The sequence below is a fragment of the Buttiauxella agrestis genome (genome assembly GCF_900446255.1).
In the GTDB taxonomy this organism is placed as follows: domain Bacteria; phylum Pseudomonadota; class Gammaproteobacteria; order Enterobacterales; family Enterobacteriaceae; genus Buttiauxella; species Buttiauxella agrestis.
Map to the genome: position 1 here is coordinate 2,839,204 of NZ_UIGI01000001.1, position 14,272 is coordinate 2,853,475.

General features: G+C 51.2%; 11 protein-coding genes and 2 tRNA genes. 4 read left to right on the forward strand and 9 right to left on the reverse strand.

Going from position 1 to position 14,272, the window contains the following annotated elements; all coding sequences use genetic code 11:
- Window positions 1–8 precede the first annotated feature (8 nt).
- Complete coding sequence (rssB, locus tag DY231_RS13520) at window positions 9–1,022, reverse strand: two-component system response regulator RssB (protein ID WP_034494979.1); 1,014 nt, start codon at window positions 1,020–1,022, stop codon at window positions 9–11.
- Window positions 1,023–1,115: 93 nt separating this feature from the next.
- Entirely contained in the window at window positions 1,116–2,024 is a 909-nt protein-coding gene (gene rssA / locus DY231_RS13525; protein WP_034494978.1) for a patatin-like phospholipase RssA, read from the reverse strand.
- Window positions 2,025–2,140: 116 nt separating this feature from the next.
- On the opposite strand from rssA, the gene DY231_RS13530 reads away from it, so the two are divergent.
- The 4 genes from DY231_RS13530 to DY231_RS13545 all read left to right on the forward strand — a co-directional run bounded on the left by DY231_RS13530 (window position 2,141) and on the right by DY231_RS13545 (window position 3,881).
- A complete protein-coding gene (locus DY231_RS13530) occupies window positions 2,141–2,599 on the forward strand; it encodes a YchJ family protein (RefSeq protein ID WP_115629019.1) in 459 nt (152 codons plus the stop codon).
- A 55-nt stretch (window positions 2,600–2,654) separates the two neighbouring features.
- Window positions 2,655–3,497 carry a formyltetrahydrofolate deformylase gene (purU, locus tag DY231_RS13535; RefSeq protein ID WP_034494973.1) on the forward strand — a complete coding sequence of 281 codons (843 nt, stop codon included), beginning with the start codon at window positions 2,655–2,657 and terminating at the stop codon, window positions 3,495–3,497.
- Window positions 3,498–3,661: 164 nt separating this feature from the next.
- Window positions 3,662–3,746, forward strand: a tRNA-Tyr gene (locus DY231_RS13540).
- Window positions 3,747–3,796: 50 nt separating this feature from the next.
- Window positions 3,797–3,881, forward strand: a tRNA-Tyr gene (locus DY231_RS13545).
- A 178-nt stretch (window positions 3,882–4,059) separates the two neighbouring features.
- Here the strand turns inward: DY231_RS13545 and narI are convergent.
- The 7 genes from narI to DY231_RS13580 form a co-directional block, all read right to left on the reverse strand.
- The gene (gene narI, locus DY231_RS13550) at window positions 4,060–4,737 is read right to left on the reverse strand and encodes a respiratory nitrate reductase subunit gamma (protein ID WP_115629021.1); all 678 of its coding nucleotides are present in this window, start codon (window positions 4,735–4,737) and stop codon (window positions 4,060–4,062) included.
- 2 nt (window positions 4,738–4,739) lie between these two features.
- On the reverse strand, window positions 4,740–5,441 hold the full coding sequence (gene narJ, locus DY231_RS13555; RefSeq protein WP_115629023.1) for a nitrate reductase molybdenum cofactor assembly chaperone: 702 nt from the start codon (window positions 5,439–5,441) through the stop codon (window positions 4,740–4,742).
- On the reverse strand, window positions 5,438–6,973 hold the full coding sequence (gene narH, locus DY231_RS13560; RefSeq protein WP_115629025.1) for a nitrate reductase subunit beta: 1,536 nt from the start codon (window positions 6,971–6,973) through the stop codon (window positions 5,438–5,440). Before narH ends, narJ begins: the two co-directional genes overlap by 4 nt.
- Window positions 6,970–10,716: a nitrate reductase subunit alpha gene (locus DY231_RS13565; RefSeq protein WP_115629027.1), complete on the reverse strand. Its 3,747-nt coding sequence runs from the start codon at window positions 10,714–10,716 to the stop codon at window positions 6,970–6,972. Before DY231_RS13565 ends, narH begins: the two co-directional genes overlap by 4 nt.
- A 359-nt stretch (window positions 10,717–11,075) precedes the next feature.
- Window positions 11,076–12,323, reverse strand: coding sequence for an MFS transporter (locus tag DY231_RS13570; RefSeq protein WP_115629029.1), 1,248 nt, complete (start codon window positions 12,321–12,323; stop codon window positions 11,076–11,078).
- A 100-nt stretch (window positions 12,324–12,423) separates the two neighbouring features.
- Window positions 12,424–13,398 (reverse strand): sugar phosphate isomerase/epimerase family protein, encoded by a 975-nt coding sequence (locus tag DY231_RS13575; protein WP_115629031.1) that lies wholly within the window; start codon window positions 13,396–13,398, stop codon window positions 12,424–12,426.
- Entirely contained in the window at window positions 13,395–14,114 is a 720-nt protein-coding gene (locus DY231_RS13580) for a GntR family transcriptional regulator (protein ID WP_115629033.1), read from the reverse strand. Before DY231_RS13580 ends, DY231_RS13575 begins: the two co-directional genes overlap by 4 nt.
- Window positions 14,115–14,272 lie beyond the last annotated feature (158 nt).

Here is a 14,272-nt window from a genome sequence, read left to right on the forward strand (position 1 = left end):
CCAGATGCTCATTCCGCAGACAACATGAGTCTTAAACGCCCGCCTGAACCCCACACCTGACACTGCCAGGATTCGCAGCGCTGGCTAATTTGATTAAGGTAAGTATTGCCCAGAGTGCCCAGAGGCACACCATTACTGACCTGAATTTGATGTTCGCCGGTATTTAACGTCGCATTAAGTCCAGCGGAGACCAAAATGAGGTTTTTAAGCTCACTATGGTAATAGCCAACCATGAGGGGAAACTGTCCGGTCAAATTAGCTTGTCGTAATAACTGGTTAACTTGTTTTAGCAAATTCCCTAATTCTGGTAACCGCTGATGCTGGTGGGAAAGCTGTTCCTGCAATAAGCCATTAAATAATGCCCGTAATAGCAGTGCAGCTAACACGCCGTTATCCCCAGCTCGAGTCACATCGAGGCAATAAAATGCCAGGTCGTTTTCTGAAAGCGGAGCGATATCCAGAACCAGCCCAGGTTGATTGAGGGTAATCAGTTGACGGTAATTGACGCGACAATGCGACATCACCTGTTGCACCGGGGGTTGCAGTTCTTGCAGTAATTTAGACGCCGCCTGCGGGTCGCTGACCAGCGCGTCCCAGTCCTGGAACAAACGTTCTTCTTCTTCAACCCGCGAATTAAACATATTGGGATAGAGGCAAGCAAAAACGGTTTCACGCAAGCGGTTAAGATCTTTAATAGGTTTAAGCAGAACATCCTGTACGCCAAAACGCAGCGCTTTGGCGATATCTGACATATTTTCAGTCGCGGAAATGACTAATATTGGCGTTTGCACCCCTTCATTACGCAGATGCTCGACTAACTTCAGCCCATTCATGCGCGGCATCGCCAAATCACAAATCAACAAATCGGGTGCAAAAGTGGATATTTTTTCCAGAGCGTCGATACCATCTGTGGCAACGGCAATGATTGCCCCTAAAGAAGAAAGATAATTCTCCAGCAAAGAGCGGAAAACGGGCTCGTCCTCAACAATGAGAATCTGTTTTCCAACGAGTGGCTGTGTCATGTGCGCTCCCCTGACTGGCGATAGATCAATAGTGGCATGGTATGACAATCACCGCCTGTCAGAATTGCCTGAAGATGCGAGTTTTCACCGTACTCATTCATGGGTACGAACCAAAGGTAACAGCTCATCCATCTTTTTCTCGACGGCCAGACTCCCCGCACTGATCGCTTCTGCGGCGCGGTGGAAATCCAGGGTAGAAATCTGAGGGCAAAACGGCTGGAGCAAAATATCGGGAGGATCACCGGCCATACGGTTGCGTTTTAAGCGGTTTTCCAACACCTGAATGGACGTGGTCATGATCTCCATGGCCGTTGGCGTGGTATTGGCGCGTCGCGTGGTGATTTTACCGAGTTGCTCGCGTAAACGGCCACGCCAGGAATCCGGTTGCACCTGGTTTTCAGCCAACGGCGTGGTCATATTTACGGAAAGTAAATCTTGCTGCATCAGATGGGCGTCATGCTGAAGATCGACAGCAATAACAATATCAGCGCCTAACGCACGGGTCAGCGACACCGGCACCGGGTTAACCACCGCACCGTCCACCAGCCAGTAGCCATTGTATCCGACAGGCGACAGCAACCCCGGCATACTACAAGAAGCGCGTACGGCCTGATGAAGATCGCCATCGGTGAACCACAACTCGCGCCCGGTGCTTAAATTGGTTGCAACCGAGCCAAACCGCAGCGCGCAATCTTCAATTTTTTCTTCAGTTATGATTTTACGGACGTTATTGAAAACTCGCTCGCCACGTAACAAACCGCCCCGGCGCCAGGAAAGATCCATCAGCCGCAGTACGTCCCAATAGCCGAACGAACGCACCCAGCGTTCCATCATAGGTAAACGATTACTGGCGTACGCCGCACCAACCAGCGCCCCCACCGAGCAACCTGCTACGATATCAACCTGAATTCCAGCTCGTTTTAACGCATTAATGACACCAATATGCGCCCATCCTTTTGCTGCTCCCGACCCTAATGCCAGGCCGATCTTTACCTGTCTCATTTCGCCTCGGTCTTTCTTCCCCGGTATATCACCGCGTGGCGAACTCGCCACAGCTCAGTTAACATAACTACCCCGCGTATTTACGCTGACTATTTTTTTGTAACCAAGGAGATGCTGTGTCGCAACTTTGCCCTTGTGGTAGCGGTCTGGAGTATAGCTTATGTTGCCAGCCTTACCTACGCGCGGAGCGCCATGCGCCAACACCATCACAGCTTATGCGCTCACGTTATAGCGCCTATGTGATGCAAGACGCAGATTACCTTGTCGCAACCTGGTATCCCCAGACTCGTAGCCCTTCGCTGAAGACCGATATTTCCGGTAGTTTTGCGACGACGCAATGGCTAGGTTTAACCGTTTATGAATCGGCAGATGGCGATGAAGCAAACGAAGGTTTCGTCAGTTTCGTCGCACGCTTTGAAGAGCAAGGCGAGGAAAGTGCGATCATTGAACGTTCTCGTTTCTTAAAGGAAAACGGTCAATGGTACTATGTCGACGGAACCCGCCCGCAATTTGGTCGTAATGACCCCTGCCCTTGCGGTTCCGGCAAAAAATATAAAAAGTGTTGTGGGCGTTAACGCGACGTGGCACAAGATATTTAGCAAACAAACGAACAACAGGACTCACCCTGCAATGCAATCATTACAGCGAAAAGTACTCCGCACCATTTGCCCTGACGCAAAGGGCCTGATCGCCAAGATCACCAATATTTGTTACAAGCACGAACTGAATATCGTTCAGAACAATGAGTTTGTTGACCATCGCACCGGGCGCTTCTTTATGCGTACCGAACTCGAAGGCATTTTCAACGACACCACTTTGCTGGCAGATTTGGATGGCGCATTGCCTGAAGGTTCATTGCGTGAACTCATTCCTGCTGGCCGTCGCCGCGTGGTGATTCTTGTCACTAAAGAAGCGCACTGCCTGGGCGATTTATTAATGAAAGCGAATTACGGCGGCCTGGATGTCGAAATCGCCGCCGTTATTGGCAACCACGAAACGCTGCGCACTCTGGTCGAGCGTTTTGATATCCCGTTTGAGCTGGTGAGCCATGAAGGTCTGACGCGCGAAGATCACGATAAACAGATGGCAGACGCGATTGAAGCGCATCAACCTGATTATGTGGTGCTGGCTAAATACATGCGCGTGTTAACTCCGGAATTTGTTTCACGCTTCCCGAACCAGATTATCAATATCCACCACTCATTCCTGCCTGCTTTTATTGGCGCGCGCCCTTATCACCAGGCTTATGAGCGCGGCGTGAAGATCATTGGCGCCACCGCCCACTATGTGAATGACAATCTGGATGAAGGCCCAATCATCATGCAGGATGTGATTCACGTCGATCACACCTACACCGCAGAAGATATGATGCGTGCCGGGCGTGATGTTGAGAAAAATGTTTTGAGCCGTGCTCTGTATCAGGTTCTGGCGCAACGCGTGTTTGTTTATGGTAATCGCACGATTATTCTGTAGATCAATCATGTAATTGCTTAGGTTTACGACGTTACGTGTAAAAAAACGGCAAACGATTCATTTTCTTACAGCGAATGCTTTACAGCGGCGCTTCATTTGATATGATGCGCCCCGCTTCCAGACAAAGGACGCGAGCAAGAAAGCCAACAAAAAGTAATACCCCTGGCGGGGTTCCCGAGCGGCCAAAGGGAGCAGACTGTAAATCTGCCGTCATCGACTTCGAAGGTTCGAATCCTTCCCCCGCCACCATCTTCAAGCATTAAGTACGGCCAGTAGTTTCAAACAAGCATCATACCCCTGGCGGGGTTCCCGAGCGGCCAAAGGGAGCAGACTGTAAATCTGCCGTCATCGACTTCGAAGGTTCGAATCCTTCCCCCGCCACCATCTCTCGCAATACCTCTAAACAAATCCCCAATCGCATAATATTCAACACCAAACACAAAACTAAAAACGCAAAACCGATCCGTAGGTCGGATAAGCGCAGCGTCATCCGACACCATCAACAAAAGCACAAAAAAATACCCGGCCGAAGCCAGGTATCTTTCAAATCAAATAACAACACTCAACGACGAGCGCGAACGACCTGATACTTACGCGTCAAATACTCCACCGGCGCGCTCCAGACATGCACCAGACGGGTGAATGGGAACAGCAGGAACAGCGTCATCCCCAACACCAGATGCACACGGAAGATAAACGCCACGCCATCCAGATGCTCAGATGCGCCGCCGTGGAACGTCACCACCGCCTGCGCCCATCCCACCAGCTTCATCATCTCGCTGCCGTCCATATGCTGGGCAGAGAAAGGAATAGTCAGCAGGCCGAGTGCGCATTGAATCATCAGCAAGCTCAGAATCAAAATATCCGCCACGCTTGATGTCGCCCGCACACGTGGATTAAACAGACGACGCTTGAGCAGCAGCAAACCGCCCACCAGCGTCATCACACCACATGCGCCACCGGCAATCATCGCCATCTTCTGCTTCACATCGATTGGCAGGAATGACTCGTACATCCAGTGTGGCGTTAACATGCCTAGGAAGTGTCCGGCGAAAATCCCCAGAATTCCGATATGGAACAAGTTAGAAGCCAGATTCATGCCTTTGCGATCCAGCATCTGACTGGAACCGGCTTTCCACGTGTACTGCCCGTAGTCATAGCGCAGCCAACTGCCCAGCAGGAAAACCGTACCGCAAATGTACGGATACATGTCATAGAAGAACACATTGAGAAAATGCATGATTACTGTCCTCCGATATTCAGATACTGCGGAGCGACAGCCCCGGCAAAACGACGCTGATGGCTGCTAATTTCAGACTCGCCACACCCTGCGTCTGCAACAAATTTCACCTGCTCTTCTTCCCAAACGGCATCCAGCGCTTGCGGAGTATCATCACGTGCTTCACCGGCAATTTGTTGGCTCACACTTTCAACGACCACATCGCTTTGCGATAACCCCAGCAGCACATCAAACAGAGCGGCGTAATCACTTTCGCGCTGTTTCAGGCGCGCTGCCAGCAGTGCCAGAATCGGTGCCACATCCTGCAAACCGCCACGCGCTTCGGCTTCGTTGCGTTGTGATAAGTATTCCAGGTATAACGGAAGATGGTCCGGTAGCTCGCGGCTGTCGATCTCCATACCCGCCTGCTGATACTGATTCATCAGGTTCACCATCGCCTGCCCGCGATCACGGGATTCACCGTGAACGTGTTCAAACAGCAATAGTGATGTCGCGCGGCCACGGTCAAACAGTTCGCTGTAACTTGCCTGCGCATCCAGCAAATCACGGCTGCACAATGAGGTAATGAAACCGTTGAGCTGGGCCGCTTGTTGCAGATTTAACGCACTCCCTTCAGCCAATGCCTCGCGGAGTTCCTGTTGATGCTGCCACAGGGCAGCATCCGGATACTCCAGCAAGCGGGAAATCACCAGAAGTTCAATCATGGTTTTGGCTCCGTTTTGCTGGACACATCAATCGCGTCAATGCGTTTACTGTTGAACAGGTTGAATTTGCTGTCTGAGCCATGGCAACCATCACCAAAGCTGAAACCACAACCTTTGCTTTCAGGGAATGCATCTGCGGCCAGTTCACGGTGGCTGCTTGGGATCACGAAGCGATCTTCGTAATTCGCAATGGCCAGATAGCGATACATTTCCTGCGCCTGTGCTTCAGTCAAACCCACTTCTTCCAGCGCGCTAACGTCGTGAACACCTTCCACCGTTTCAGCACGTTTGTAATGGCGCATTGCCATCATGCGTTTCAGGGCGCGCAGAACCGGCGTGGTGTCACCCGCCGTCAACAGATTGGCCAGGTATTCCACCGGAATACGCAGGCTTTCAACGTCAGGCAGGATCCCGGTATGCGGAAGCTCACCTGCGTCAGCCGCAGACTGAATTGGCGACAACGGCGGCACATACCACACCATCGGCAGCGTGCGATATTCCGGGTGCAACGGCAGCGCCAGTTTCCAGTCCATCGCCATTTTATAAACTGGCGACTGCTGTGCTGCGTCGATTACGCTCTGCGGCACGCCATCTTTCAGCGCTTGTTCAATCACCGCCGGGTCATTCGGGTTGAGGAAAATGCTCAACTGACGCTCGTACAGATCTTTTTCGTTCTCGGTGCTGGCTGCGGATTCAATCGCATCCGCGTCGTACAACAACACGCCGAGGTAACGAATACGACCTACGCAAGTCTCGGAACAGACTGTTGGCTGGCCTGCTTCGATACGCGGATAACAGAAAATGCACTTCTCTGATTTGCCGCTCTTCCAGTTGAAGTAGATTTTTTTGTACGGGCAACCGGTAATGCACATCCGCCAGCCGCGACATTTGTCCTGGTCAATCAGCACAATGCCGTCTTCTTCACGTTTATAGATGGCACCGCTCGGGCAAGTCGCCACACATGCCGGGTTCAGGCAGTGTTCGCACAAGCGCGGCAGATACGCCATAAAGGTGTTTTCAAACTGGCCGTACATCGCCTTCTGCATATTGACGAAGTTCTGATCTTTGGCGCGTTTTTCAAATTCACCACCGAGGATCTCTTCCCAGTTCGGGCCAGCTTCGATTTTGTTCATGCGCTGGCCGGTAATCAGCGAGCGTGGGCGTGCAATCGGCTGGTGCTTACCTTCCGGCGCGTTATGAAGATGCTGATAGTCATAATCAAACGGCTCGTAATAATCGTCGATGCCCGGCAGATGCGGGTTAGCGAAGATTTTACCCAGCAACATGGCGCGGTTGCCCATGCGCGGTTGCAGTTTGCCGTTGATTTTACGAATCCAACCGCCCTTCCATTTCTCCTGGTTTTCCCAGTCGTTCGGGTAGCCAATCCCCGGTTTGGTTTCGACGTTATTGAACCACGCGTACTCCATCCCTTCGCGGCTGGTCCAGACGTTTTTACAGGTCACAGAACAGGTGTGACAGCCGATGCATTTATCAAGATTCAGCACCATGCCGACTTGTGAACGAATTTTCATTTTACGCTCTCCTGTTTCTGGTCGTTGCCTTCACCGTCTAACCAGTTAATGTCTTTCATCTTACGCACCACCACGAACTCATCACGGTTTGACCCGACGGTGCCGTAGTAGTTAAAGCCGTAGGCCAGTTGCGCGTAGCCGCCAATCATGTGCGTTGGTTTCGGGCTAATTCGGGTGACCGAGTTATGAATCCCCCCGCGTTGACCGGTAATTTCAGAACCCGGCAGGTTCACGATGCGTTCCTGGGCGTGATACATCATGGTCATACCTTCCGGCACACGCTGGCTCACTACCGCACGCGCCGTCAGCGCCCCGTTTTTGTTGAACACTTCAATCCAGTCGTTATCTTCGATGCCCAGATCTTTGGCGTCGATTTCACTCATCCAGACAATCGGCCCACCGCGTGACAGCGTCAGCATCAGCAAGTTGTCGCTGTAAGTGGAGTGAATGCCCCATTTCTGGTGCGGCGTCAGGAAGTTCAGCGCCTTCTCCGGATTACCGTTCGATTTCTTACCCATCACACCTTTTACGGAGCGGGTATCAATCGGTGGACGGTACACCAGCAGGCTTTCGCCAAAATCACGCATCCACTGATGATCCTGATACAGCTGCTGGCGGCCAGACAGCGTGCGCCATGGAATCAGCTCGTGAACGTTGGTGTAACCCGCGCTGTAAGAAACGTGTTCGTCTTCCAGGCCAGACCAGGTCGGGCTGGAGATGATTTTGCGTGGCTGCGCCTGGATATCGCGGAAGCGAATCTTTTCGTCTTCTTTATTGAGCGCCAGGTGCGTGTGGTCACGACCGGTAAATTCACTCAGAGCCGCCCAGGCTTTCACGGCCACCTGGCCGTTGGTTTCAGGTGCCAGGGTGAGGATCATTTCTGCGGCGTCGATTGCCGTATTGATCATCGGCTGGCCTTTCGCCGGACCGTCTGCTTTGGTGTAGTTGAGCTTACGCAGCAAGTCCATCTCAGACTGGGTATTCCAGGCAATGCCCTTACCGCCGTTACCGATGGTTTCCATCAGCGGGCCAATCGAGGTGAAACGCTCGTAAGTCGCCGGGTAATCACGTTCAACGGTGATCAAATGCGGTGCGGTTTTACCCGGAATCAGGTCACATTCGCCCTTTTTCCAGTCCATGACGCCAAAAGGCTGCGCCAGTTCTGCGGCGGAATCGTGCTGAATCGGCAGCGTGACCACGTCAGTTTCTTTACCTAAATGGCCGACGCACACTTCGGAGAATTTCTTGGCGATGGCTTTATAAATTTCCCAGTCGCTTTTCGAATCCCAGGCTGGGTCAACGGCTGCTGAAAGCGGGTGAATAAACGGATGCATGTCCGAAGTATTCATATCGTCTTTCTCATACCAGGTCGCCGTTGGCAGCACGATATCGGAATACAAACAGGTGCTCGACAGACGGAAGTCCAGCGTCACCACCAGATCCAGTTTGCCATCCAGACCGTTATCAATCCACTCGACTTCTTCCGGCATCACGCCGCCTTCTTTGCCCAAATCTTTGCCCTGAATACCGTTCTCAGTACCCAGCAAATATTTGAGCATGTACTCGTGGCCCTTACCGGAAGAACCCAGCAGGTTTGAGCGCCAGACGAACAAGTTGCGCGGATGGTTATTGCCTGCATCAGGTTGCTCAGCCGCAAAGCGAATGTCGCCGCTTTTCAGTTGCTGCGCGGTGAAATCAGCCGGGCTCATGCCCGCCGCTTTCGCCTGCTTAGCAATGTGTAATGGATTGGTGTTGAGCTGTGGTGCCGATGGCAACCAGCCCATGCGTTCAGCACGCACGTTGAAGTCAATCAAATGGCCGCTATAACGGGATTTATCCGCCAGCGGGGACAGCAGTTCTTCGGCAGTCAACGACTCGTAGCGCCACTGGCTGGAGTGGTTGTAGAAGAATGACGTGCTGTTCATATGGCGTGGCGGGCGCTGCCAGTCGAGGGCGAATGCCAGCGGAGTCCAGCCGGTTTGTGGGCGCAGTTTTTCCTGGCCGACATAGTGTGCCCAGCCGCCGCCGCTTTGGCCGACGCAACCGCAGAAGATCAACATATTGATCAGGCCACGGTAGTTCATGTCCATGTGGAACCAGTGGTTCATACCGGCACCGACGATGATCATCGAACGGCCATGGGTTTTGTCGGCGTTGTCAGCAAATTCACGAGCGATGCGGATAATGTTCTGGCGAGAAACGCCGGTGATATGTTCCGCCCACGCCGGGGTATACGCTTTCACGTCGTCATAGCTGGAGGCGCAGTTTTCGTCGTTCAGGCCGCGATCCAGACCATAGTTCGCCAGCGTCAGGTCATATACGGTCGTGACCAGCGTGCTGGAACCATCCGCCAGTTGAATACGTTTCACCGGCAGTTTGTGCATTAGCACGTTATCGAGCTTAACGTTGCTGAAGTGTTCGGTGCTTTCGCCACCGAAGTACGGGAAGCCCACATCCGCCACTTCGTCGTGGCTGCCGAGCAGGCTCAGGCGCAGTTCGGCTTCTTCACCGCTGGTGCCATCACGCTGTTCAAGGTTCCACTTGCCCTTCTCGCCCCAGCGATAACCGATAGAACCGTTCGGTGCCAAAAGTTCGCCGTTCTGGTTATCGAGTGCGACCGTTTTCCATTGCGGGTTGTTTTCCTGACCCAGACCATCAACCAGATCGGATGCACGTAACATGCGGCCTGCGGCGTAGAAACCGTCACGCTCTTCGAGCATCACCAGCATTGGCATGTCGGTGTAACGGCGCACGTAATCGGCGAAATATTGGCTTGGGTTATCAAGGTGGAATTCACGCAGCATAACGTGGCCCATCGCCAGCGCCATCGCCGCATCCGTGCCTTGTTTCGGTGCCAGCCACTGGTCGCACAGCTTGGCGATTTCAGCGTAATCCGGCGTCACCGCCACGGTTTTGGTGCCTTTGTAACGCACTTCGGTAAAGAAGTGGGCATCTGGCGTACGGGTCTGCGGAACGTTAGAACCCCAGGCGATGATGTAGCTCGAGTTATACCAGTCGGCAGATTCCGGCACGTCCGTCTGCTCGCCCCAGGTCATCGGTGACGCAGGTGGCAAATCGCAATACCAGTCGTAGAAGCTCAGGCACGTCCCGCCAATCAGGGAAAGATAACGAGCACCAGAAGCATACGACACCATCGACATCGCCGGAATCGGCGAGAAGCCTGCGATACGGTCAGGGCCGAACGTTTTTGCGGTAAAGACGTTAGCGGCGGCAATCAGTTCGTTTACTTCAGCCCAGCTTGAGCGCACAAAACCACCGCGACCACGGGCTTGTTTATAACTTTTTGCTTTTTCCGGGTCGTTGATGATTGAGGCCCAGGCATCGACTGGGTCTTCATGCAGTGTTTTCGCTTCACGCCAAAGTTTGATCAGACGCTTGCGCATCAAAGGATATTTCAGGCGGTTCGCGCTGTAGAGATACCAGGAATAACTAGCGCCGCGTGGGCAGCCGCGTGGTTCATGGTTTGGCATATCCGGGCGGGTACGCGGGTAGTCAGTTTGCTGAGTTTCCCAGGTCACCAGGCCGCTTTTGACGTAGATCTTCCAGCTACAGGAGCCAGTGCAGTTTACACCGTGAGTGGAGCGAACCACTTTGTCGTGCTGCCAACGCTGACGATAACCTTCTTCCCAATCACGATTGGTATCGAGCAGTTGGCCATGTCCATCGGCAAAAGTTTCGCCCTTCTGTTTGAAGTACCGAAACCGGTCAAGAAATTTGCTCATCGGGGTTCTCCTGATGTGGAGCCTGGAGGCTCTATCTTATGAATACGACATTGCTAATTTGTTGGCACGGTAACGCGCGCATATGAAGGGAGAATTGATAACGATCAACTGTGGCGGAGGAAGATTTGCACGCGCACGGTCGATATACCACCAAAGTGGCAATTCATATCTGATAGTTAAACAACTGATATATAGACAAAATACCGATTCACTGCTTTATGTAAGGAGTAGAAATCAGAGCGACTGGGTATTAAGGGGTAAGTCAGCCGATATGGGGGGCACGGAAGCAAAAAAATGGGGCATCCCCTTGCAGAGAAGCCCCATGTTGAATGCTGTAATGATCAGACAGAGGTTAGCGGTTAAGTTTTGCGTTCCGCACGAATGTTTTTGATAAGCAGGCCCGAAATCACTATTCCGGCGCAGGCGAAAACAGCCATCAAGCCAAATACGATTTTGTAGCCCAATAACCCTGGGTTGGTATCTAAGATGTAGCCATACAGGCTGTAGCAGAACATCGCTGGGGCATAACCGATAAAACTTCCTAACGCCATTGCCGCACCGGTGTTTTTCTCACTGATTCCCGCCTCGCCAATAGGGGCGAAGAATACCGCTCGCTGAGTAAAGATGACCGCACCAAACATCAGGGTGCAGGCCATGCCTAAATAAACAGGCATTTGTTCATGAGGCAGTAATATCAATGCGACCAAAGCCAGCGCACTAATAATAAAGGTATAGAACAAATATTGGCTGGGGGATTTTAAAACCTTATCAGCAACTAAACCACCAATCGGGCCACCTACCATTTTCAAACAATATTGATTGATAATTCCGTATGCCCCTACCAGTGCAATTGGCAATGCGTAAACATTTCTTAAGAATGGAATAAAGAATGTCAGTCCACAATACACCGCATAAACACAAAACACACTAAAAGCGATTAACCAGACAGTTTTGTTTTTTAATACATTACCGAGACCAGGATTCGCTTCTTTTTTCTCTGCCTTCTCTTGTTTAGCCGCTTGTTCTTCCGGGCTTTCTTTTAATACAAAGAAAATAACCACGCCAACCAGAATAGCGATAAAAGAGTAAAACAATATTGCGGCTTTAAATCCGAAATAATCGCTACCAAACCAGGTGAACACCGCCAGGGCGCTAAATGCGATAACGGTATCGACAATCCCTCGCCCGGTTTCAAAGAAGCCAAATAAGCGCCCCTGTTGAGTGTTGTCACCCAGCAAACTCACCGACTTTAGCAACACCGGCCAGTTGAGCATGTCGCAGGTCACGCCGAACAACGCCCAGACAAAGAGTATCCCCCAGTAGCCTGGCATTGTAGAGAGGTAGATCCCCAGCAGGCCGGTCGCAATCAGGGAAAGCGACATGGTAAAGCGGCGCGGTAATTTGTCAGAAAAGTAAATGGATAAGAAGAAACCAATGGTCGTCACAATCGAGTTAACCGACATCGCATTCCCAATCTCACCGTTGGTCAGGTGAAAATACTCCTGCATAGGAACATAAAATGCGTCTTTCAATGACGGCAGTTTATATATTGTGCCGCCGCACAAAACCAACAAACTAAATATAGTCCATCTTTTTTTAGATAGCATAAGACACCCCACCCCTGAATTAGCGGAATTAATTATTATATTGAGAGTACAGTGACCTCACAAAAGGTGAGACAGCTGAATTTAAATGTTTATTGATTAATTACTTTCTTAAAATAGCCACAGCATCTTTATGAAGTTCGCCAACAATATTGCGCACATGCATTATTTGATTCGTTGCATCGTCAATTTCTTTATTGAGCCTTTCTTCCAGCCCGGAGGTCGGCAACGGGGTTTCACTCATCTGGCGCAATGGAATCCACGGATTTTTATCTTCGTTAGTAAAACGAAATGCCGGTGCGTAATAATCCACTTCTTCTTCCAGACCGAATGCGGTGACTTGCGGTTGATCTTCGCCCAGACAAATTAATTGCAGTAATAACTCTTTAAACGGTAATTCGCCTTCGCCAGAAATACAGGCCGTATGCCCGCGTCCTTCACCTTCATGGTTAATTAACGCATCTTTGATATGCACCTGCGTGACTTCTTTTCCCATCACCGCCAGCGCTTCAAGCGGCTCTTCGTTGGCATTAATCATGTTGGCGAAGTCAAACAGCAGGGAGAGCTGTGGGAAGTCAGCCTCCTGAACCAGCTTCACCAGTTCGTGGCTTTGCAGATCTTCGTGTTGCTCAAGCGTAAATGTCAGGCCGCTATGCTGGTATTTTGCTTTAATATATTGAATATCCTGAGCAATGATTTCCATGACCTCAGAAAGTGTCCCTTCATAACGCGGATAAAACCTCACCGAAGTCGCCCCGGATTTCAGCGCAATGTTCACCGCCTCATCAATGGTTTGGGCATCCGAGGCGCTGGTTTCGATGTGAACATCCAACCCCAACTGGCGCGATTTTTCTGCAAAATTCTCAAGTCGCTCATCGCTGGCATGCCTTAAAGACTGGCTTTCTCCATCCACAACATGAATTTTCACCCCTTTCAGTTGCTGCTGGCTGGCAATATCCAGTAAATCTTCCGGCAGAATCCTCTCCATGCGCATATTTAAATGAAACGCATAGGCATGCAGATACAGCGGCAGATTTATGGCGCGTTCGACAATTTTTGTAGCCTGGATGTTGTTCATGGAAACTCCTGGAAATCGATATAAAACTCTACTGATTCAAAACGCCAATATTCGATATCAACCTGAATAACTTGCCCGGATTCGTCGGCGCGGTATTTTTCAACCCGGATAGAAGGTGTCCCTGCGGTGCCGCCCATCCCTTTGCAAGCCCCTGCCGAAAGTCGTGTAGGTTTAAACGCTAAATGCTGCGTGTGCGAGCTTTTGCCGAAGGCTTCTTGCCATACATCAACAAAAGAACGATCGCCTAATTTGTCGATAAAACCGGGGGCGGACTGCGCGTTGATAAAGGTTTCGTGATAGAAAACTTTATGGTTATCAAGCGCTCCCCAACCACAGATTTTGTAGATTTCATCGCCGTCTTTTACATTCAACTGCGACAAAATTTCGGGTTCCGCTGTGTAAACCCGCTCTTTTTCCAGAAAACCCCAGGACGGCAAACGCCCCTGCTCCAGAGCTGCCTGCTTAAAACTGGTGGAAGTGTTCGGGGTGTATTTGAAGCACGGCAAGGCCACAAACCAGCCGCGACGATCTTTTCGAAAGATCTTTTCTTCCCCTTCGAGAAACAACAACGCCTGTCGCAGTGTCATGCGCTTGATGCCCAGTAATTCTTCCAGCTCACGCTCGGAAGGTAATTTCCCGCCCGGCTGGACGACACCTTTGCTCAGCCAGTCATTGAGCATCTCTTTTGCCGTTTCTACGGTGGAATGGGTTTTCATGTTTTAATCCATTTGGTTTAAACCAGATTTGTCGTCACGGTACTCTTAGCCAGCGAATGTGACAATGGGATCTGGCGGGGTAGTTATTCTAAATGTGAGGTTTCTCGCAGAATAAAGTCGGATCGGGGAGGAATTTCAGGCAAAAAAAAGCGCGACCG

What these genes read in the sequence shown, in the direction of transcription:
- rssB (WP_034494979.1), bottom strand. Translation starts at nt 1,022, where the DNA reads ATGACACAGCCACTCGTTGGAAAACAGATTCTCATTGTTGAGGACGAG.
- rssA (WP_034494978.1), bottom strand. Translation starts at nt 2,024, where the DNA reads ATGAGACAGGTAAAGATCGGCCTGGCATTAGGGTCGGGAGCAGCAAAA.
- purU (WP_034494973.1), top strand. Translation starts at nt 2,655, where the DNA reads ATGCAATCATTACAGCGAAAAGTACTCCGCACCATTTGCCCTGACGCA.
- narI (WP_115629021.1), bottom strand. Translation starts at nt 4,737, where the DNA reads ATGCATTTTCTCAATGTGTTCTTCTATGACATGTATCCGTACATTTGC.
- narJ (WP_115629023.1), bottom strand. Translation starts at nt 5,441, where the DNA reads ATGATTGAACTTCTGGTGATTTCCCGCTTGCTGGAGTATCCGGATGCT.
- narH (WP_115629025.1), bottom strand. Translation starts at nt 6,973, where the DNA reads ATGAAAATTCGTTCACAAGTCGGCATGGTGCTGAATCTTGATAAATGC.
- DY231_RS13565 (WP_115629027.1), bottom strand. Translation starts at nt 10,716, where the DNA reads ATGAGCAAATTTCTTGACCGGTTTCGGTACTTCAAACAGAAGGGCGAA.
- DY231_RS13570 (WP_115629029.1), bottom strand. Translation starts at nt 12,323, where the DNA reads ATGCTATCTAAAAAAAGATGGACTATATTTAGTTTGTTGGTTTTGTGC.
- DY231_RS13575 (WP_115629031.1), bottom strand. Translation starts at nt 13,398, where the DNA reads ATGAACAACATCCAGGCTACAAAAATTGTCGAACGCGCCATAAATCTG.
- DY231_RS13580 (WP_115629033.1), bottom strand. Translation starts at nt 14,114, where the DNA reads ATGAAAACCCATTCCACCGTAGAAACGGCAAAAGAGATGCTCAATGAC.